This is a genomic window from Xanthomonas sp. AC360, from assembly GCF_979258225.1.
The window spans coordinates 4,023,347-4,043,876 of record NZ_OZ409846.1; the positions used below are offsets into that span (position 1 = coordinate 4,023,347).

A 20,530-nucleotide genomic window follows, 5' to 3' on the forward strand; every position below is an offset into this window, starting at 1 on the left:
GCGCCCTCGCTCATGGAACACCGTGATCCTGGTGGGTGCGCCGTCCGCCACCCCTGCGAGAGCATCATGACCGATCTGATTCCCCTGGAGCAGGCCCATTGCCTTCCGCGCAAGGGTAGCGACCACAAGCTTGGCGAGGCCCGTCTGGCCGAGCTGCTGCCGCAGATACCCGGCTGGGAGCTGGCCGAGGCCGGCATGGCCATCACGCGCACCTTCCGCTTTGCGGACTATTACCGCACCCTCGCCTTCGTGAATGCGCTGGCCTGGATTGCCCATCGCGAAGACCACCACCCCGATCTGGGTGTGCATTACGACCGGGTGGTGGTGCGTTATTCCACCCACGATGTGGGCGGGCTGAGCGAAAACGACTTCATCTGCGCGGCCAAGACCGCGCAACTCTACGATCAGGGAGTCACTGCATGACCATTTCTCGCGCTGCCCTCGCCGGCCTGTGTCTGGCGGCCGGCCTCAGCGGCTGCGGCAAGTCACCGCAACAGGCTGCCGCGCCTGCGGTGGCCCCCACAGAGCTTGCTGCGCTGAAGACGCCGCCGCCGGAGTACGCACCGGAGTTGGCTTGCGCCGGGGTCGGTGGCACCACCGTGCTCAGGGTCGTCGTCGGTACCGAAGGCATACCGACCGACGTGGCGGTGACCCAGAGCAGCGGCCAGCCGGTGCTGGACGACGCTGCACAAAAGCGTGTGCGCGAATGGAAGTTCAAGGCGGCCACCCGCAATGGCCAGGCCGTGCCGCAGACCATCCAGGTGCCGGTCGCCTTCAAGCCGCCGGTGCCGCGTCCGGACGAATGCTTCGCCATCGAAGAACGCGCGCGCCGCGGCGGTTGAGCGCAGCGGTCAGCCTGCTGCAGCGGCTCTGAGCGGCGACGGGCAAGGCGCGCGACACCGCGATGCATCGCTCATCGATACCGGTCACCTTGGCCGGTGGTTGCACATGAACGTGCGGCTGTCTTCGACACCACGCCTTCGTCATCCATGCCCGACCATCCTGCTGCCGCCAGTGGTCGCGTGATTGCGCTGACCACACCAGATCGCTTCCCACTCCACGAGGTCGTCGCGTCGCATGCTTGAGGTGTCATCACAGAACGTCTGGACCGCGCTGGCGGTCACCTTGGCCGCGGGACTTGCCACCGGCCTCGGCAGCCTCATGGTGGTGTTCGCCAAAAAGCCCAATCCGCGCCTGCTGGCGTTCGGGTTGGCATTTGCCGGTGGCGCGATGGTGTACGTGTCGTTGTCGGAGATCCTCAACAAGTCGATCGCTGCATTTTCCAACGCCTACAACGACAAGCTGGGCTTTACCTTCGGCACGCTGACCTTTCTGGGCGGCATGCTGCTGATCATGGTGATCGACCGCCTGGTGCCCAACCCGCACCAGAGCCTGTCCACCGACGACCCGCAATTTCGCGACGACAACCGCGCCTACATTCGTCGTGTCGGCCTGATGACCGCCATCGCGATCACCGCGCATAACTTTCCGGAAGGGCTGGCGACGTTTTTCGCCACGCTGGAAAGCCCGGCAGTGGGCATGCCGTTGGCATTCGCCATCGCCATCCACAATATTCCCGAAGGCATCGCGATCGCGGTGCCGGTGTACTTCGCCACGCGCAACAAGTTCTATGCTTTCGGCGCCAGCCTGCTGAGCGGACTGGCCGAACCGATCGGCGCCGGCATCGGCTACCTGGCGCTGTCCAACGTGTTGTCCGAAGCGGTATTCGGCACGGTGTTCGGGCTGATCTCCGGGGTGATGGTGTTCCTGGCGCTGGACGAACTGTTGCCGGCGGCAAAACGCTACGCACAAGGCCACGAAACGGTCTACGGCTTGGTATCGGGTATGGCCACGCTGGCGATCAGTCTGGTGTTGTTCCGCTTCGCGGCGCCGTGAGGCGTGGCGCGCCGGTCGCGAGCAAAAACCGGCGTTGCTTGTTGTGAGGGCTGAGGCTTTCCGCATGCAAGCATGGTCCGGGCTGACGCCGCTGCTAGGCAACGTGCGCGCGTGCCACCAAATACTGCCCTGACGTTGTGACGCAAAGGTGGTCTTGCGCACGCTCTGCGGCGCTGCGATTCGTCAACGCGCAGTCCTCCTGAACGCTGCCGTGCCCAGCCATTACCGGCACCACGTCAGCAAGCTTCCAGACATCGAATGCGGCGCATCGTACGCGCGTCATCAACGCGCACACAGCGAGGTGCCGTATGCAACGCACATGGTCACAGGGGCGCATTGGCTTGGCGCTGGCAATCGCATCCAGCGGCGCCTTGGCACTGGTCGGCTGCCAACGCACCGTACCTGCGGCAACCGCAGCGGCTGCAGTCGAACAACCCGCCTCCACAGCCCCGGCCTACACGCCGCCGACGGCCGATCAGCTGTATCGGTTGGTCGCTCCCATCGCCCTTTTTCCGGACAAGCTGTTGGCCCAGACCCTGGCGGCCTCGGTCTACCCGGATCAGGTGCTCACCGCGCAGGACTGGCTGCACAGCAATCGCAACTTGGCCGCCACCGACCGCGCGCAGGCCACGGTGTCGCAGCCGTGGGATCCCAGCATCAAGGCATTGACCGCCTTCCCCGATGTGGTGGACCAGCTGGCCGGCAATCTCGATTGGACCCGTGCGCTCGGCGATGCGTACGCGCATGACCCCAACGATGTCCTCAACGCGGTGCAGATCATGCGCCAGCGCGCTCAAGCCAGCGGCCACCTGCGCAGCACGCCGCAACAGCAGGTCCAGGTGACGCGTCATGTGGTGGTCACGCCGATCCTGGATGGCGAACGTATTCCGTCGCCGTCGCAAGTCATCACCATCGAACCCGCGCAGCCAGAGGTGGTCTATGTGCCGCGCTACGACCCGGGCGTGGTCTACGGCACGCCGGTCGATGTCTATCGCGACTATCGCTATCACCCGGTGCGCTGGTACGACCAGGGCGATGTGGTAACCACCGGAGTGGTGTCGTTTGGCGTCGGTGTGTTGGTCGGCAGCGCGCTGGAACACCACCACGGCTGGTTCGGCTGGGCCGCACCGGCACCGGCGTGGCACCACTGGGGCTGGAACAGCTGGGGCGTGGACTGGAACGCACCGCCTGCCGCACCGCATTACGTGGTGTACCAAAACCACGTCTATGCGCCGCGCACCACCATCATCAACAACCGCAGCACTTATATCGACGCGCGCTCTTACGTGCGGCAGAACCAGCGGTATGGCCCCAACAGCACTGCGGCATCTACGCCGGTTCCCGGACTGACGCCGACAGGGCTGCCGGTCAACCGCGCGGCCTTGCCGATCGCCGCGGCAGCAGATGCGCAGTCGCTCAGAACCCTGCAGCGCCCCAATCGCATAGCACCCTCGCCCGCCAACACTCCACGTCCGCCCGACTATGCGCACTTGTCAGCGCCGCATTTTGACCGGCAGATGCTGCAGCCTGGCCGCCCGGTGGCAACGCGTGCTGCAGCGACGATGCCGGCAAATATGCCGTCGCAGGCGCAGACAACGTTACGCGTACCGAATATCCCCGCACCGATGCTCGCCTCTGGCGCGCGTCCGGCGGTCCGCATGTCAGCGCCACCGGTTGCACAACAGCGCATGGCGCAATTGCAGCCGCCGCATCAGGCGAGCACAGCGGCCCGCGTGCCGGCGTTCGAGCAGCCCCGTCAAACACCTCCAGCACTCACTGCGCACGCTGCGCTTGCCAACCGCGACCCACACGATGTCAATCATCGTGCGCCAACAGCGGCGCAATTCCAGTTTCCACAGATGCACGAGCAGCAGCGGACTGCGTCACCTCAGCAAGCTGCCTTGGCGCCACCGCAACGGATAGAACGTGCGCAGTCACTGTCGCCGCGCCAGGAGCCGCGGCCGATCGCCCAGGCCCAGCCGCAACCGCACCCGCAGCGCATGGTTTCCTTCGCACCTCCGCGCCCTACTCCTGCCCACCCGGCAGAAATGCATGCGCAACGTCCGCCCGCTCGTGCACAGGCACCGCAGCATCGCAACCACCATCACGACAGCTAAGCGTGGCTGACAGAGCTTCGGCTTAGTGGCCGGCTGTGGCGGCCGCTGCCCTGGAGCGGCTCACCAAGCCGAAACAGCAGCAGCACCGCCGATGTCCTGTTGAACGACGGGCATCACGTGCCAGGTAAGCGAAATGAGAGGCGCGCGCAGCCTGAAATGACTGCGTCAGCGCCCCAGCCGATCCAGCGCCTCGGCCAGCTCCGGAGCCAGTGGAGCGCTCAGCACGTAAGGAGTCTTGCCCGCATCCAAGGCGAACTCCAGCGAGGCCGCATGCAGGAATAGCCGCTTCAGACCCAGCTGGTCGCGCAGGCGCTTGTTGACCTCGGCCTCGCCATATTTATCGTCGCCGGCGACCGGGTGGCCCAGGTGCTGGGCATGCACGCGGATCTGGTGGGTGCGGCCGGTTTCGATGCGCACTTCGCAATACGAGTGCCCGCCGCGCCGTTCCAGCAGCTTGAAGTGGCTCAGCGACGGCTTGCCGATCGCATTGACCTGCACATGGCGCTCGCCGCCCTGACGCAGGCCGATATGCAACGGTGCGTCGACGGTCATGACGCCGTCCGGCATCCGCCCCACCAGCAAGGTCAGGTAGCGCTTGGTGATGCCGCGCCCTTCGACGCGATCGTCCTCACGCATCAGCGCCTGCAATTCGGTCAGCGCCGAGCGCTTCTTGGCCACGATCAATAGGCCGGATGTATCGCGATCGAGCCGGTGCACCAGTTCCAGGGTCTGGTTCGGGCGGAGCGCGCGCAAGGTCTCGATCGCGCCAAAGCTGATGCCGCTACCGCCATGGCTGGCGACGCCGGTCGGCTTGTTGAGCGCCAGCAGACGCGCGTCCTCGAACACGATCGCCGCCTCCAGCCGCGCCATAAACGAAGACGGCGGCGCTGCCTTTTCGCCCTCCTCGTTGACGCGCACCGGTGGAATGCGCACTTCTTCGCCGCCTTCGAGCTTGCGCTCGGCCTTGGCACGCCCGCCATTCACCCGCACCTGGCCACTGCGGACCAGCTTGTAGATCAGGCTGCGCGGCGCACCCTTGAGCTGGCCGAGCAGAAAATTATCCAGCCGCTGCCCAGCGCGGTCTTCCGGAACTTTGAGAATACGCACGCCCACACGGTCGGTGGGCGGCTTGGGGGGCTGGGGGTCGGTCATCCGGCTCTTTATTCTGTTACACTCGGCGAGCGAGATAAGGGTTTGATTTCGTTGGAAGTTGATAGGCCAGAAGCCTGACTTCCGATGATTCCGGCACAGTGCGCGACCACCGCCCCAGGGGCGGCCATGTTAGCGGCTCACCGGCCTACCCGGCCATCGCCGGCGGTTTTTGACCGTTGCGCTGAACATGTCCCGTGCGCTGCCCCGGTCCGTCCGGACGCGGCTGCCGGCCCTGAAACACCTATAAAACTTAAAGACAAGCGCTCCCGCGGCCTGCCGTGGTGTTGCAGCGCTGGAAACCCTGGTCAGGCCTGTCCGCGCGTTGCGCGAAGGGCCGACAAGCTGTTCCAGAGGCGAAACGTCACGGCGTTCCGCGCGGTAGAGCGCGTGAGGAACGCAACAATGAAGCGAATGCTGATCAACGCAACGCAGGCAGAAGAACTGCGCGTGGCGATTGTGGACGGCCAGACCCTGTACGACATCGACATCGAACAGCCGTCCAAGGAACAAAAGAAGTCCAACATCTACAAGGGCCGTATCACCCGGCTTGAGCCCTCTCTGGAGGCGGCGTTCGTGGACTATGGCGCTGAGCGCCATGGCTTCCTGCCGTTGAAGGAAATCTCCCGCGATTATTTCCAGGCCGGCGTCGACCACAACAAGTCGACCATTCGCGAGCTGTTGCGTGAAGGCCAGGAAATCGTGGTGCAGGTCGACAAGGAAGAGCGTGGCAACAAGGGCGCCGCCCTGACCACGTTCATTTCGCTGGCCGGCCGCTACATGGTGCTGATGCCCAATTCGCCGAGCGCCGGTGGCGTGTCGCGTCGGATCGAAGGCGAAGACCGTGCCGCGCTGAAGGAAGCGCTGGACAAGCTCGATATCCCCGACGACATGGGCGTGATCATCCGCACCGCCGGTGTCGGCCGTGACGCCGAAGAACTGCAATGGGATCTGGATTACCTGCTGCAGACCTGGAAGGCGATCGCCGAGGCTGCGCTGAGCAAGCCGGCCGCGTTCCTGATCTACCAGGAATCGCGCCTGATCATCCGCGCACTGCGCGACTACCTGCGCGCCGACGTCGGCGAAATCCTGGTCGATACGCCGGAGCTGTATGCCGACGCCCAGGAATTCATGAAGCAGGTGATGCCGCAGAGCCTGCGCAAGCTCAAGCACTACACCGACGACATTCCGCTGTTCAACCGCTTCCAGATCGAATCGCAGATCGAAGGCGCCTACGAGCGCAACGTGCGGCTGCCGTCGGGCGGCTCGATCGTGGTCGACCAGACCGAAGCGCTCACCGCCGTCGACGTGAACTCCTCGCGCGCCACCAAGGGCAGCGATATCGAAGAGACCGCGTTCCAGACCAACCTGGAAGCGGCCGAAGAAGTCGCACGCCAGCTGCGCCTGCGCGACCTCGGCGGCCTGGTGGTGATCGACTTCATCGACATGGCGTCGACCAAGCACCAGCGCGAAGTCGAAAACAAGCTGCAGAACGCGCTCAAGTACGACCGTGCGCGCGTGCAGCTGGGCCGCATCTCGCGCTTCGGCCTGATGGAAATGAGCCGTCAGCGCCTGCGTCCGAGCCTGGGCGAGTCCAGTCAGATCGTCTGCCCGCTATGCGATGGCCATGGCCGCATGCGTAGCGTGGAATCGCTGTCGTTGTCGATCATCCGCGTGGCCGAAGAACACGCCATGAAGGAAAACACCGGACAGGTGCTGGTCCAGGCCCCGGTGGAGATCGCCAATTACCTGCTCAACGAGAAGCGCAGCGCGCTGCGTGAGATCGAGCAGCGCCATGATTCGCCGATCATCATCGTCGCCGACGAGCAGTTGCGCACGCCGCACTACGAAGTCACCCGCCTGCGCGAAAACGAGCTCGGCGAAGACAGCGGCAAGCCCAGCTACCAGCGCGGCACCCCGCGCAAGTTGCCGGTGCATGCGCTGACCAAGGCACAGCTGAACATTCCGGCAGCACCTGCGGTGACCTCGATCAAGCCGAGCCAGCCGGCTCCGGTGCGTGAAGAGGCCCCTGCCCCGGCCGCACCGACTCCCGCGCCGGCCCCGGTCGTGACCGTGCCGATTCCGGCACCAGTCACCGGTGTGGTTGGCTGGCTGAAGCGCATCTTCGGTGGTGTCGAGCCGGTTGCTCCTGCAGCCGAGTCGAACCAGCGTCCGCGCCAGAACGATGCAGGCCGCAATAACCGAAACGAGCGCGGCGAGCGTGGCGGTCAACGTCGCGACGGTCGCGATGCCCGCAACGGCAACGGTGGCAATCAGCAGCGCGGCAACGGCAACGGCAACGGTGCTAACAAGGACCGTCGCGACGAGCGCCGGCAGCCGGCCAATGGCCAGAACGGCCAGGCCGCACAAGCTGGCGCCCAGGCCCAGCAGCAGGTGCAGGCACCCAAGCCGCCGCGCAACGAAGCGCAGGCACCGAAGCAACAGCAGCAACAACCACAGCAGCAGAAGCCCAAGCAGCAGAACCAGACGCCGCGTCCGCCACGTGCACCTGCACAGCAGGACGGCGTGCCGTCCGAGCGGCAGCCGCGCCCGGCGCGTCAGGATGAGGAAGGCACAGCTTCGGCACAGACGCTTACATCGACCGCAGCAACGGCAACCACCTCGACTGTCGTTGCGGCCATTGCCGACACCGCTGCACCTGCCAACACGCAAACTACCGCGAACGAAGCCAATCAGGCCCACCCGGTCGACGTTGTGGTGAGCGAATCCACCGCCGATCACGGCGTCGACGCGAGTGCGGATGGCCAGACCCAGGACGCATCGGGCGACGATGCGGCCAATGGCGAAGGTGGAAGCCGTCGTCGTCGCGGCCGTCGTGGCGGTCGTCGTCGTCGTCGTGGCGCCGGTGCAAATGGTGAAGGCGGCAGCAACGCCGATGGTCTGGAAACGGACGATCTGGACGGTGATTCAGACGGCGATCTCGATGGTGACAACGAGGGCGACGAAGCCGGTACGCAGAACTCGGCTTCCGCCGCTCCGCGTGCAGGCCAGCCGGAGTTCGACTTCGACGATGACGCACCGGCCCCGGCTGCCCGTACCAGGCCCGAGACCACTGCAGCGGCAGCGCCGAAACCGCGTCCGGTTCCGAAAGAACGTGCGGAAACGCAATCGGACAGCGACATGACGTCGACCACCGCGCCGGTCTCGAACGCTGCATCGTCGTTCGCACAGCAGGCATCGGCACCGGTTGCCGATGCAGCGGACCGAGCACGTGATGGAGCGACAGTGGCGGCTGCGCCGGCGGCACAGCCGACCGTTGCGACTCCGGCAATTGCACCGTCCCCGGTTGCTCCGACAGCTGCGGCTGCGGCTTCGGCACCTGCCCCGGTCGTCCAGCATGCTCAGGTTGCTGACGCGACCTCGGGTGACGCTCCGGCTGCGGCTGCATCGACCGCTGCCGCCCATACGGCAGCGGCTGCGATACCTGCAACTGCAACGCCCAACGCTGAGGCAGCCCACGCTGCACCGGTTGCGGTTACCAAGCCTGTCGAGCCCTCTGCCCCAACCGCGTCGGTGGTCGAAGCGACGGTGGTCACGCCGGCCAAGCCTGTGCCCAACGCATCGGCCGACACTGCGGCTGCGGCACCGTCGGCCGATGTGCAGGCACGTGCTGTTCCAGCGGTCGCTGCAACGCCTGCGGTGCAATCGGAGTCCGTCACGCGTGCGGTGCAATCCGAGCCCGTGAAGTCGGCACCAGCAACGCCTGTTACCGAGCAACAGACGCCTGCAGCAACGGCAACATCTGCGGCACAGGCCGCCGTGGTCACAGCCGAGGCGCCGCATGCCGAGCCGACCAATGCGGTCAAGCCCTCGGTCGATGTCGCTGTGACATCCACCGCTACGGTCCCGCAGGCCGCCGCAGCATCGGACGATGCGCAGGCAGCTCCGGTGCGCAAGCCGTATGCCCCGGTGCAGACGACCATGCTGGACGCGCTGGCTCCCAAGGCCGACGCAACACCTGCGTCGTCGGCGGCTGCAACGTCGGTGCCGCACAAGGCGCCAGTGCAGTCGACGCCAACAGCACCGCAGGCAGCTGTACAGGTGCAGGAACAGGCGGCCGACAAGCCGAAGCCGACCTTGGTCGTCTCCGAAGCCGCCAAGCATGCAGCGCCTTCAGCTGACGCCGGCACTGGGTCGGTACAGGAAGACGACACCAACAAGCCGCGCGACGATCACTGATCGTTGCAACGCCTGGTCGATCTGGCCCGAATTGCTCGGGCCAGATCTACGTCAAACACGGCGGCCTTCGGGCCGCTTTGTTTTTGTGCGCAATTCGCCACGACAACACCGATGCAACGCGTCGAACTGGATGCATTCCCGGCTCACGCAAATGTTCAACGCAGCGTCGACTGCCTGGTGCTCGCAAGGACGTGTTGTCCCGTCGCTCTGCGGACTTGACCAGTCTGCCCCCTGATAAAGTGGAGAAAGACCGGGCCCAACGGGAACGGCCTCGGCTTTATCCAGCGGTTTTAACGCTGCCTCGCATCAACGCGATCAAGAAATCTGGTAACCGGCAAAGCAAATGACGACTGCACATGGAGCGTCAATACAACACCTGGGCAGCAGCCAGACAAGCGCGGTCCGTGGTCAGCATCGGACTTGCACTGCGCGGCGAACAGGTCGGTGCGCCGCATGTCGATCAAGCGACGCTTGCAACCGCGCAGTTCGGCTGGCTGCAGTAGAGCAGTCGGTCCAGTTAGTTCCATTCGCCTACGCCGGCCACAGGATCGTCACACTGGCCGGCAGTGAGGCGGCGCTCACCGTTCTCACGCTATCCGCCCAGTCGGGGGGCGGATTCACTTACCTGACGATTGCCCGCTACGGCTAGTTAGTCACATTCACTGCCATGCATAAACAGCGAACAGGCGCATAGGCACTCAGGTCCACCGAATCACTCAACTACGCTCAGCCAACGCGCAGAGGCGACTGCTGATGGTGAAAAGCGCTACATCGTGCGAGCAGGATCGGTCAGGCCGTATTGATTCGCCAGGCGTGCGAGAGCGATGTTGTCCTGGATACCGACTTTTTCGAACAAGCGCGCCTTGTGCGTATTGATGGTCTTGGCGCTGAGATTCAGCCGCTTGGCGATGTCTTCCTGCCGCAGACCTTGCGTCAGCAACAAGGCGACTTCCAGCTCGCGCGGCGACAAGGCGTCGAATGGCGAGCTGCCACCCTCCAGATTGGACAGCGCAAGATTCTGCGCAATCGTGTTGCCCAGATAACGCCGCCCCAAGGCAACCTCGCGTACCGCGCGCAACAACTCATGCGCGTCCCCGCCCTTACCCACATAGCCGGACGCGCCCGCTTCGAGCAGACGCTTCGGCAACGGGCCATCTTCCAGCACCGAGACGATGATCACACGTGTGCCGTAATCGCCCTTGACGATGCGCTCGGTGATTTCCAGGCCACTGACACCGGGCAAATGCAGATCGCACAGCACGATATCCGGCTTGAGCTGACGAATCTGCGGCAATGCCGCTTCGCCGCTCTCTGCCTCACCCACGACATCGACGTCCACTTCCTTGGACAGGATCATCTTCATGCCGGTACGCACGAGTGCATGATCGTCGATCAGAAAAACTCTGATGGTCATCCTTGTTGTCCTCGCTGTGCGGCTGGCTGGTGCAGCCTAGCTCCGTGAATAATTCAGGGCAAGCACGATGCGACGTATTACATTCAAGTTAGAGCGAAAAGTGCGCTCTTTTGCGTGTAACCACACGTGCCTGGTGTGCCATTGCAATGTGTTCGCATGATGCAAGCGCCCGCAGGACCGGCTGCATCGGGCAATACAGCCGCGTCCGGTCAGACTTTTCCCGGTTCTGTGGTCCGCGCATCGTCCACCAGCGGGCGCAATGCGGGATCGAGTGCGACGCGCTCATCGAACACAAAACAGCGGCCGTCATAGCCTTCGCCACCGACTTCTTCGAAATAGCCAAGAATTCCGCCCTCCAGCTGCAGCACGTTGTCCATGCCGTCGGCCTGCATCCATAGCGCAGCCTTCTCGCAACGGATGCCGCCGGTGCAGAAGCTCACCACCGTCGCATCGGCCAATGCGGCACGATGCGACGCGAGTGCTGCGGGCAACTCGGTGAACTTGTCGATCGGCAAGGTCAGCGCGCCCTGGAACGTGCCATAGGCCACTTCCTGCGCATTGCGCGTATCCAACAGTACCAACGGGCGACCCCGGTCATCTCGTCCGTTGCGCATCCACTCGCGCAGCACAGCAGGCGTCACCGTCGGCGCACGGCCTTGCAGCGGCGATGCATCGTCACGACGAAAGCTGATGATCTCCGGCTTGACCCTGACCTTGAGCCGCGCAAATGGCTGCTGCGTGCTCTGGCTGTACTTGATGCGCATCTGCGCAAACCGTGGGTCGGCCTGCAGCCAGCGATAAAACGCACCAATCCGCTCGGCGTCGCCCGCCAGAAACAGATTGATGCCCTCTTCGGCCACCAGCACAGAGCCCTTCAGCAGTTGCTGCTCGGCGTGTAGCAGCACGCTGTCTGCCAGCTGCTGCGGGTCCTGGACGGTGACGAATTGATACGCCGCGGTATTGGTGATCATCCGGGTATTTTAGGGTGCCCGATCCCGGGTAGCGAGCGCTTGTCGAACGATCCATCGCCCTGCAGGCAGCGAGCGCAGACCGCGCGGACTCAATGCGCGCCCGGACAGCGGGGAGTCGGATATGCCCCGCTCCCACCACCATCGCCGGTCACGGCGCTGAGTGCCGTCAGCCGCGCAGCATCAGAAATGGCAGCAACACCAACGATGCGACGATCAGCATCCCCAGCAGTGTGACAATCACGAAGACAGGGCGCTTGCGCAGCAATGCGCCAAACGTTTCTGCGGTGCCCGCAGCAATGGCTTCCTGGCGTTGCGCGCGCGCAAGCGCCCCACGCTGGGCTTGATACGCATCCAGTATCGCCTTGGCGCGCGGGTACTCGGCATCGTCGCTGAGCCAGAGACCGCCAGCGGAAATGCCCCAGTTGCTGGGCCGGGTCTCGTAGATCTGCACAAGGTGTTCGCGCAGCAATGCCCGCACCTCATCGGCCTCGTCGTCGGGAACATTGCGCAGATTGAGCAGCAGCTTGGCCATGGGGCGATGATAACGGGAGCCAGGTGCGATAATGGCGCCCTTCCTTCATGGACCACCCAATGCGCCTTCTGTTGACGCTCTGTGCCGCCTTGTTGCTCGCCAGCTGTGCACCTGCCTTGCCGCCGTCCGGTGGCACTATCGCCAGCTTCGAGCGGATCGACCGCACTGTCGGCACTGGCGCGGAAGCCACTCCGGGCGTGATGGTCACCGTGCACTACACCGGCTGGCTGTACGACGAAAAAGCTGCCGACAAGCATGGCAAGAAATTCGATAGCTCGCTCGATCGCGCAGAACCGTTCCAGTTCGTGCTGGGCGGTCGCCAAGTGATCCGCGGTTGGGACGAGGGCGTTGCCGGCATGCGCGTGGGCGGGAAGCGCAGCTTGATGATTCCGCCTGAGTACGGTTACGGCGACAACGGCGCGGGCGGTGTGATACCGCCGGGCGCATCGCTGGTGTTCGATGTGGAGCTGCTCGGCGTACAGCCGCGCTGAGTGCCTGAGCAATGATGGACGCACACAAACCGCGGCTGGCGGTCATTGGCGGCGGGCCTGCGGGACTGATGGCGGCAGAAGTCGCGTGCGCTGCCGGGATCGCGGTCGATCTCTACGAAGCCAAGGGTTCGGTAGGACGCAAGTTTCTGATTGCCGGCAAGGGCGGGCTGAATCTCACCCACTCCGACCCGATGCCGCTGTTTGCGCAGCGCTACCGCGAGCGCACGCAGGAAGTGGCATCGTGGCTGCAGGACTTCGATGCGGACGCCTTGCGTACCTGGGCGCGCGATCTGGGTGTGGAAACCTATATCGGCAGCTCGGGGCGCGTGTTCCCGATCGATCGCAAAGCTGCGCCGCTGCTGCGTGGCTGGGTGCGCCGACTCAAGGACCAGGGCGTCAACTTCCATGTGCAACATCGCTGGTTGGGATGGAGCGACGACGGCGCGCTGCAGTTCGCAACGGCAGCAGGCGACATTGCATGTCATACCGATGCGGTGGTGCTGGCACTGGGCGGCGGCAGTTGGCCGCAGCTTGGCTCGGATGGGCGATGGCAGGCAACGCTGCAGCAGCGCGGCATCACCGTTTCGCCGCTGGTGCCCGCCAACTGCGGTTTCGATATCGACTGGAGCGCGCACTTTGTGCAACGGTATGCAGGCGCGCCGCTCAAGCCGGTCGTCGCGCACTGGCGCGATGGCGCCGGCGTGCAGCACGCATTGCAGGGCGAATGCGTTGCGACCGAAAGCGGAATCGAAGGCAGTTTGATCTACGCAATCGCCGCAGAGTTGCGCAACCAGATCGATGCACATGGCGAGGCCGAGCTCGGCCTGGATCTCGTGCCCGGGCGGACGTTGGAGCGGGTAAGCGCCGAGTTGGCTCTGCCGCGCAAAGGGCGCAGTTTCAGCGAGCATTTGCGTCGCCAGGTCGGCATCGAAGGCGTCAAGGCCGCACTGCTGTACGAGCACCTGGGCAAACAGGCCGGCGACGATCTTGCGCGGGTTGCACGGACGCTCAAGCACCTGCCACTGCGGCTGCTGAGGACGCGTCCGCTGGCCGAGGCAATCAGTTCAGCCGGTGGCGTGCGATTGGAAGCGCTGGACGCGCAGCTGATGGCGCGCGCACAACCGGGCGTGTTCTGTGCCGGCGAAATGCTCGATTGGGAAGCCCCGACCGGCGGCTATCTGCTGACCGCATGTTTTGCCAGCGGACGACGCGCCGCACTCGGCGCCGTCGACTGGCTGCAACACCGGCACGAGCGCGCTACAGGCGATCGCTGACGGCCGCGCGCGGCCAAACCGACTTGACGTCGTACACCACCGCGCCCGGCTTGCCGAGCGCTGCGACGCGCTCGACGTCGTAGTCGCGATACTGCGCATGCGCGACTGCCAGCACGACGGCATCGTAGGTCCCCTCGTCCGGCGACTCGCAGAGCTGCACGCCACCATGCTGCAGGGCTTCGGCCGGGTCTGCCCACGGGTCGCAGGTATCGACGTGCACGCCGGCCGCCTGCAGCAGCTGCACCAACTCCAGCGCACGGCTATTGCGCAAGTCCGGGCAGTTTTCCTTGAAGGTGGCGCCCAGCACCAACACCCGCGCTTGTGCCGGCGTTACGCCGCGCAGCGCCAACATGCCGCAGACGCGCTCGGCGACATGCCGGCCGACACGGTTATTGACCTGGCGCGCGGTGTGGATCAGGTCCGGGTGGTACCCCACGCTTTCAGATTTGTGCATCAGGTAATACGGATCCACCCCGATGCAGTGGCCGCCGACCAGACCGGGCCGGAACGGCAGAAAATTCCATTTGGTTCCGGCCGCTTCGAGCACATCGAGCGTGTCGATTCCGAGTTTGTCGAAGATCAGCGCCAGCTCGTTGACCAGCGCGATATTGACGTCGCGCTGGATGTTTTCCACCACCTTGGCTGCTTCTGCCACGCGCATCGACGACGCGCGCCAGGTGCCTGCGGTGATGATGCTGGCGTACAGCGCATCGACTGTGTCGGCAGCCTGCGGCGTCGAGCCGGAGGTGATCTTGCGAATATCGCGCAGACGCCGCTGACGGTCGCCCGGATTGACGCGCTCGGGGCTATAGCCGCAAAAAAAATCTTGGTTGAAGCGCAAACCGGAGCTAGCTTCGAGCAGCGGTACGCAGACTTCTTCGGTGGTGCCCGGATACACGGTGGATTCGTAGATCACCAGATCGCCGGGCTTGAGCGCGGCGGCGATCAGTGCCGTGGCGCTGCGCAACGGCTCCAGATCCGGCTGCTCGAAGCTGTCGATCGGGGTCGGCACAGTGACGATGAAGATGCTGCAGCTCGCCAGGTCAGTGGCGGTTGCGCTGTAGCGCAACAGCGTTGCCGCGGCCAACTCGGCGGCGTCCAACTCCAGCGTGGCATCGTGACCGTCGTGCAATTGCGCGACCCGCTGCGTATCGATGTCGAAGCCCAGGGTGTCGCGGTGCTCGCCGAACGCAACGGCCAACGGCAAGCCCACATAGCCGAGCCCGATGACGGCAATGCGTGCCTGCTGCAGGGGGAGAAGCGTGTTGCCGGACATGCAGTTCCTTGGGATCGTGCGCGGTCGGTTGCCGCGCGGTATTGCGGCGGCAGCATAGCGCACGCGGCATGTCTCGGGCCGTCGGCAGGATCGTCGTTTAGAGATTCACAATCGCCGCGCAATCAGGCACGCTATCGCAATGCCCGGGTGGCGAAATTGGTAGACGCAAGGGACTTAAAATCCCTCAGCTGCAAGGCTATGCGGGTTCGACCCCCGCCCCGGGCACACTCTGACAAGTAAATCTGCTACCAGACGCGATGATATGTCGTCGTCCGATAGGCTCTGTCACGCCGCGATGAGCTGGCTGTTGTGCAGTCAGCCTGTTCCGAGCAACGTCGCCTTCCGCAAGCGCAGCCCCGCGAACAGTTGTTTGGGGTGCGCGAGCATGCGGTGAGACCTGCTTCATGCACTGAAACGTGTCCGCTGCTCCCATCGCGGCGCTTGCCCGCCAAACGCTCTTGCAAGCGTCGCGCTGCCAGCAGTCGGCGTATACGCTCCGAACTTGGCCAGGCCGCTTTCGCGCTTCTAGGGATTCGCAGCCCGTGAGACGTTGACTGTGTGGCGATCAGCTCCCGAGAAGTTGCCGCTGAATGAGACGGTGGCACATCTCCGATCATCTCGATTCACCCGTTCTTGCCAGATAGCGATCGCACGGGCCTCAGCCTGGCACGGGCCTAAGTGTGTATCTGATCGTCTGCGTGCCGACACCGCATGCCGCGCATACGCGTGCGCCTACCACGCAAACGCACAGGTGCTCTGCCGTCCTGAAGACATTTTCTTGGCCGCCAATTCACATGAATGGCAGTTTGATCATTCGAGAACGTTCTTGATGATGCGGCAAATAAAAACCCCGGATATCGTGAGATATCCGGGGTCTGAATTTGGAGCGGGAAACGAGACTCGAACTCGCGACCTCAACCTTGGCAAGGTTGCGCTCTACCAACTGAGCTATTCCCGCATGAAACTAAATTGTACAGCTTGTCACTTCGTTGCGCTAGCCCCATCAATGCTGCCGATAAGAAACATACGCATGCGATGTGGAGGCCTGGGCCGGAATTGAACCGGCGTACGCGGATTTGCAGTCCGCTGCATAACCACTCTACCACCAGGCCGAAACATCAAACTCAAGGCATCCTGCCTTGAAACAACGAGACCTCGGACATGGGGCCTTGTCTAAATCTGGAGCGGGAAACGAGACTCGAACTCGCGACCTCAACCTTGGCAAGGTTGCGCTCTACCAACTGAGCTATTCCCGCTTGGGAGGCGAAATTCTACAGCGAACAGGATAGCTGTCAACTGTTGCTTTCGATTTTTTTCGGCTTGTTGCTGATTGCCGCTTTTTCGTCCGCGCGCAGACTTGGCCATGCCGCCTGCAGATACTGAAAACCCGACCACAACGTCAGCAGTGCAGCGATCGCCAATGTCCAATAGCCGGCGCGGAAGATCAGATTGCCTAGCCAGATTTCATGCGTGGGCATCTGGCCGGGGGTGACCGAATACAGCAGGCAAAGCAGCGCCACCATCTGCGCCGTGGTCTTGACCTTGCCGATCATCGCCACACGCACCTTGGCGCGCTGGCCGATCTCGGCCATCCACTCACGCAATGCGGAGACTGCGATCTCGCGGCCCACGATGACGGCTGCCCAGAACGCCATCCACGGCGTCGGATGTCCCTGCACGATCAGGAACAATGCCACTGCGACCATCAACTTGTCGGCGACCGGATCGAGGAACGCGCCGAACGCGGAATACTGGTGATACCGCCGCGCGACCCAGCCATCCAGCCAGTCGGTGATGGCGGCCAGCGCGAACACACCGGCGGAAGCGAAGTTCGTCCAGGTGTATGGCAGGTAGAACACCACGACCAACACCGGGATCATCAGGATCCTCAGCAGTGTCAGCCACGTGGGGATGGTCAACTTCATTACGGACTCGACTCGCCTGCCGCATCGGGAAGCGCCAGCCCGTGCAGGTTAGCGTAGATTCGCGCAGCAAGTGCGGCATTGACCCCGTCCACCCGCGCAATCTCGGCTTCGCCGGCCGCCTTGAGACCGACCAGGCCACCGAAATGCTTGAGCAGGCTCGCGCGGCGGCGTGGGCCGATGCCGGGGATATCCTCGAGCTTGCTGGTCATGCGCGCTTTCTGGCGGCGCCCGCGATGGCCGGTGATCGCAAAGCGGTGCGCTTCGTCACGGACCTGCTGGATGAATTGCAGTGCCGGCGATGCTGCGCCCGGTCGCAGTTCGCGGCCGTCGGCCATGATCAGCGCCTCGTGCCCTGCCCTGCGCTCCTCGCCCTTGGCCACGCCGACCAGCACGACGTTCTCCACGCCAAGGTCGGCCAACGCGGCCTGCGCCTGCGCCAGCTGGCCGGCACCGCCGTCGATCAGCAGCACATCGGGGAGGACGCCGTTTTCTTCCACTGCACGCCGAAACCGCCGTTCAATCGCCTGACGCATCGCCGCGTAATCGTCGCCCGGCGTGATGCCGGAAATATTGAAGCGGCGATACTGGCCACGCACCGGGCCGCTGGCGTCGAACACCACGCACGACGCCACCGTGGCTTCGCCCATGGTGTGACTGATATCGAAGCATTCCACGCGCTTGACCTGCTCCGGCAGCCCCAGCATCTCGCGCAGGGCTTCGCTGCGCGCGTGCTGCGCACTCTGGCTGGTGAGTTCGGTCACCAGGGTCAGCTGCGCGTTGCGGGTCGCCAGCAGCAGGTAGCCGGCACGCTCGCCGCGCACGTTCCACCGCAGCGCCACCTTGTGCTCGGCGGCAGTGCTGAGCGCGGCCTCGATCAGTTCGGCCTCGGGAATTTCGCGATCCAGCAATATCTCGCGCGGCGGCGAATGTTCGGCGTAGTACTGCGAGACGAACGCCGCCAGGATTTCGTCCGCGCTGTCTTCGCCGTTGGTCTTGGGAAAGAACGAGCGCGTGCCCAGATTGCGGCCGTCGCGGAAGCTCAGCAGCAACACGCAGGCCTGACTGGACTGGGTGGCGCAGGCCAGCACATCCAGATCGGCGGCGCGGCCGTCGACGTACTGGCGGTTCTGCATACCGCGCAGCGACGACAGCAAATCGCGCAGACGCGCGGCACGCTCGAATTCGAGCGCTTCGCTGGCTTGCTGCATCGACTGCATGATCTCTTCGCCGAGCTGATCGCTCTTGCCTTCCAGAAACATGGTGGCGCGGCATACCGATTCGGCGTAATCGGGTGCGGCCACCAGATCCACGCACGGGCCGCTGCAACGGCCGATCTGATACTGCAGGCACGGCCGCGAGCGGTTGCGAAACACGCTGTCTTCGCAACTGCGTAGCTTGAACAGCTTGTGCATCAGGCTCAGCGTTTCGCGCACGCCGGTTACGCCGGTGTAGGGGCCGAAATAACGCCCCTGCACCGCACGCGGACCGCGGTGCAACGCGATACGCGGCCAGTCTTCGCGCGTCAGCAGGACGTAGGGATAACTCTTGTCGTCGCGCAAGGACACGTTGTAGCGCGGCGACAAGGATTTGATCAGCTGGTTTTCCAGCAGCAGCGCTTCGGCCTCGCTGCGGGTCACGGTGACGTCCATGCGCGCGACCTGCGACAGCATCGAGGTCAGCCGCGCATTCTTTGGCGTGCCGTTGAAATAGCTGCCTACACGCTTACGCAACGCGCCGGCCTTGCCGACGTACAGCAAGGTGTCGTCGCTCGCATACATGCGGTAAACGCCGGGCGCGGTGCTCAGTTGCGCAGCAAACGCTTTTCCATCGAAGTCGGCTTGGGGCCTTGCGCTCATTCTTCTATCGCAACATCACTCAGTGCGCCGCTTGCAAGGTCGTAACGCAGAACGGCATGGGCATCGGTTTCGGCAATCCAGACTGCGCCGGCGGCGACAGCCAGCCCGGCCGGGCCGTGCAGACGTCGCGGTAGTTCGACCGTGGTGAGTTCGCCGCCGCCCAGACGCAGGCAGCGCAGCCGTCCGTTACCGGTGTCGGCAATCCACAGCATCGGCGAATCGGCGCCCAGTGCGATGGCTTGCGGAAATTGCAGACGCGCGGTGCCGCGGGGGCCATCTTCATCACCAAACTGCCAGATGCCCTGCCCGCCTACCAAGGTCTGCACCAGATCGCCGCGCAGCTGCATGGTGCGGATCGAGGAGCCCAACCCATCGCACACGTAGGCAACCTGTTGCACCGCCGCCAACCCTGCCGGTTGCGCGAAGGCCGCCAGATGACCGCTGCCGTCGCGAATTTCAAGGGACCCGGTGCCGGCACGCGCGCTCAGTGCAGCGCGTCCCAGGTCGTAACTCCAGATGCGGTTGTCGCCGGCCATGGCGATCAACACCTGGTTGTCGGCAATGGCCAGACCTTGCGGATAGTTCAGTGCGGACGCACCGGCGAAGGCCAACGGCCCTTCCACCGGCTCGCCTGAGCGACCGGTGCCGCACAAGGTGTCCACCTGCCCGCTGCGCAGGTTGATGCGACGCAATGCGTGATTGCCGGTGTCGGCGACGTACAGCTGATCGCGCTCCAGCGCCAGACCCTGCGGCCGACGAAAGGCCGCTTCGCCGGTACCGCCATCGATGAGATCGGCATTGCCGTGGCCGAATTGCCGCAGCACCCGGCCGCCATGCGTGCATTCCAGCACGCGGTGGTGCCCGGTATCGGCGATATACAGACGGTCTTCGGTGGCAGCCAGGCCGGTCGGAAAGCGCAGCGCCAGCCGCTGTTCGGGGTCGCGTTCTGCAATGCCTTGCAGGTCCGCATCCGACGGAGGCTGCTGGCCTTCGCACAATGCGGCCAACGCCTTGTCCAGATCAGCGGTGACACCCACCAGGCGCTGGCGTTCGCGACCATAGGCATCCAGCAATACCAGCGTGGGCCAGGATTCGATACCGAAGCGGCGCCAGGTTTCCCAGTCCTTGTCGAGCAGGATCGGCGCGCTGACGCCGTGCCCGCGCAGTTGCTTGAGCGAGCGTTGCGGCAGGCGTTCGCTATCGAAACGCGGCACCTGCACCACGATCACCTGCAACCGCCCGGGGCTACGCGCCTGCCATTGCGCAAGCTCGGCAAGACGCTCGGCGCACCACACCGAGCTGGCGTTGACGAACGCCAGCACGAGCGCGCGGCCGCGATGCTCCTGCAAGGTGGATGGCCTGGCATTGAGCCAGGTGGGAAATTCCGGCAGTTCCTGGGTGAGCTGGGCAGTCATGCGGTAATTATGCC

At 64.3% G+C, this 20,530-nt stretch carries 15 protein-coding genes and 4 tRNA genes; 8 read left to right on the top strand and 11 right to left on the bottom strand.

Features of this window, described 5'->3' with window-relative positions; translation table 11 throughout:
- Nucleotides 1–66: 66 nt before the first annotated feature.
- From ACZZ0O_RS17170 to ACZZ0O_RS17185, 4 genes are all read left to right on the top strand, one after another.
- Nucleotides 67–423, top strand: coding sequence for a 4a-hydroxytetrahydrobiopterin dehydratase (locus ACZZ0O_RS17170; RefSeq protein ID WP_055854238.1), 357 nt, complete (start codon nucleotides 67–69; stop codon nucleotides 421–423).
- A complete protein-coding gene (locus ACZZ0O_RS17175) occupies nucleotides 420–842 on the top strand; it encodes an energy transducer TonB (protein WP_463591365.1) in 423 nt (140 codons plus the stop codon). Before ACZZ0O_RS17170 ends, ACZZ0O_RS17175 begins: the two co-directional genes overlap by 4 nt.
- 235 nt (nucleotides 843–1,077) lie before the next feature.
- Nucleotides 1,078–1,896, top strand: a complete 819-nt coding sequence (gene zupT, locus ACZZ0O_RS17180) for a zinc transporter ZupT (RefSeq protein ID WP_055854232.1) — start codon at nucleotides 1,078–1,080, stop codon at nucleotides 1,894–1,896.
- A gap of 308 nt (nucleotides 1,897–2,204) precedes the next feature.
- Entirely contained in the window at nucleotides 2,205–4,013 is a 1,809-nt protein-coding gene (locus ACZZ0O_RS17185; protein ID WP_463591366.1) for a DUF3300 domain-containing protein, read from the top strand.
- A 165-nt stretch (nucleotides 4,014–4,178) separates the two neighbouring features.
- Here the strand turns inward: ACZZ0O_RS17185 and ACZZ0O_RS17190 are convergent, their stop codons facing one another.
- Nucleotides 4,179–5,165 carry an RluA family pseudouridine synthase gene (locus ACZZ0O_RS17190; RefSeq protein ID WP_463591367.1) on the bottom strand — a complete coding sequence of 329 codons (987 nt, stop codon included), beginning with the start codon at nucleotides 5,163–5,165 and terminating at the stop codon, nucleotides 4,179–4,181.
- Between the two features lie 411 nt (nucleotides 5,166–5,576).
- On the opposite strand from ACZZ0O_RS17190, the gene ACZZ0O_RS17195 reads away from it, so the two are divergent.
- Nucleotides 5,577–9,362: an Rne/Rng family ribonuclease gene (locus ACZZ0O_RS17195; protein ID WP_463592481.1), complete on the top strand. Its 3,786-nt coding sequence runs from the start codon at nucleotides 5,577–5,579 to the stop codon at nucleotides 9,360–9,362.
- Between the two features lie 766 nt (nucleotides 9,363–10,128).
- Here the strand turns inward: ACZZ0O_RS17195 and ACZZ0O_RS17200 are convergent.
- The 3 genes from ACZZ0O_RS17200 to ACZZ0O_RS17210 form a co-directional block, all read right to left on the bottom strand.
- Nucleotides 10,129–10,776 carry a response regulator gene (locus ACZZ0O_RS17200; RefSeq protein ID WP_104615660.1) on the bottom strand — a complete coding sequence of 216 codons (648 nt, stop codon included), beginning with the start codon at nucleotides 10,774–10,776 and terminating at the stop codon, nucleotides 10,129–10,131.
- Nucleotides 10,777–10,985: 209 nt separating this feature from the next.
- Nucleotides 10,986–11,747, bottom strand: coding sequence for a sulfurtransferase (locus ACZZ0O_RS17205; RefSeq protein WP_463591368.1), 762 nt, complete (start codon nucleotides 11,745–11,747; stop codon nucleotides 10,986–10,988).
- A 166-nt stretch (nucleotides 11,748–11,913) separates the two neighbouring features.
- Nucleotides 11,914–12,279 carry a DUF6164 family protein gene (locus ACZZ0O_RS17210; RefSeq protein ID WP_463591369.1) on the bottom strand — a complete coding sequence of 122 codons (366 nt, stop codon included), beginning with the start codon at nucleotides 12,277–12,279 and terminating at the stop codon, nucleotides 11,914–11,916.
- A 59-nt stretch (nucleotides 12,280–12,338) separates the two neighbouring features.
- Between ACZZ0O_RS17210 and ACZZ0O_RS17215 the strand changes: the two genes are divergently transcribed.
- Together ACZZ0O_RS17215 and ACZZ0O_RS17220 are read left to right on the top strand one after the other, a co-directional pair.
- Complete coding sequence (locus ACZZ0O_RS17215; RefSeq protein ID WP_161963053.1) at nucleotides 12,339–12,770, top strand: FKBP-type peptidyl-prolyl cis-trans isomerase; 432 nt, start codon at nucleotides 12,339–12,341, stop codon at nucleotides 12,768–12,770.
- 11 nt (nucleotides 12,771–12,781) lie between these two features.
- On the top strand, nucleotides 12,782–14,044 hold the full coding sequence (locus tag ACZZ0O_RS17220; protein ID WP_463591370.1) for a TIGR03862 family flavoprotein: 1,263 nt from the start codon (nucleotides 12,782–12,784) through the stop codon (nucleotides 14,042–14,044).
- Here ACZZ0O_RS17220 and ACZZ0O_RS17225 read toward each other — a convergent pair.
- On the bottom strand, nucleotides 14,028–15,320 hold the full coding sequence (locus tag ACZZ0O_RS17225; RefSeq protein WP_463591371.1) for a nucleotide sugar dehydrogenase: 1,293 nt from the start codon (nucleotides 15,318–15,320) through the stop codon (nucleotides 14,028–14,030). The two genes, ACZZ0O_RS17220 and ACZZ0O_RS17225, sit on opposite strands and share 17 nt — an antisense overlap.
- 141 nt (nucleotides 15,321–15,461) lie before the next feature.
- Here ACZZ0O_RS17225 and ACZZ0O_RS17230 point away from each other — a divergent pair.
- A tRNA-Leu gene (locus ACZZ0O_RS17230) sits at nucleotides 15,462–15,545 on the top strand.
- Nucleotides 15,546–16,202: 657 nt separating this feature from the next.
- On the opposite strand, the gene ACZZ0O_RS17235 is transcribed toward ACZZ0O_RS17230, so the two are convergent.
- The 6 genes from ACZZ0O_RS17235 to ACZZ0O_RS17260 form a co-directional block, all read right to left on the bottom strand.
- A tRNA-Gly gene (locus tag ACZZ0O_RS17235) sits at nucleotides 16,203–16,278 on the bottom strand.
- 80 nt (nucleotides 16,279–16,358) lie between these two features.
- Nucleotides 16,359–16,432: transfer RNA gene (locus ACZZ0O_RS17240), tRNA-Cys, on the bottom strand.
- 68 nt (nucleotides 16,433–16,500) lie between these two features.
- Nucleotides 16,501–16,576, bottom strand: a tRNA-Gly gene (locus ACZZ0O_RS17245).
- Between the two features lie 36 nt (nucleotides 16,577–16,612).
- Nucleotides 16,613–17,245 carry a CDP-diacylglycerol--glycerol-3-phosphate 3-phosphatidyltransferase gene (pgsA, locus tag ACZZ0O_RS17250; RefSeq protein ID WP_055854204.1) on the bottom strand — a complete coding sequence of 211 codons (633 nt, stop codon included), beginning with the start codon at nucleotides 17,243–17,245 and terminating at the stop codon, nucleotides 16,613–16,615.
- On the bottom strand, nucleotides 17,245–19,101 hold the full coding sequence (gene uvrC / locus ACZZ0O_RS17255; protein ID WP_463591372.1) for an excinuclease ABC subunit UvrC: 1,857 nt from the start codon (nucleotides 19,099–19,101) through the stop codon (nucleotides 17,245–17,247). The genes pgsA and uvrC overlap by 1 nt, the downstream gene beginning before the upstream one ends.
- Nucleotides 19,098–20,516 (bottom strand): hypothetical protein, encoded by a 1,419-nt coding sequence (locus tag ACZZ0O_RS17260; protein ID WP_055854198.1) that lies wholly within the window; start codon nucleotides 20,514–20,516, stop codon nucleotides 19,098–19,100. Before ACZZ0O_RS17260 ends, uvrC begins: the two co-directional genes overlap by 4 nt.
- Nucleotides 20,517–20,530: the final 14 nt, after the last annotated feature.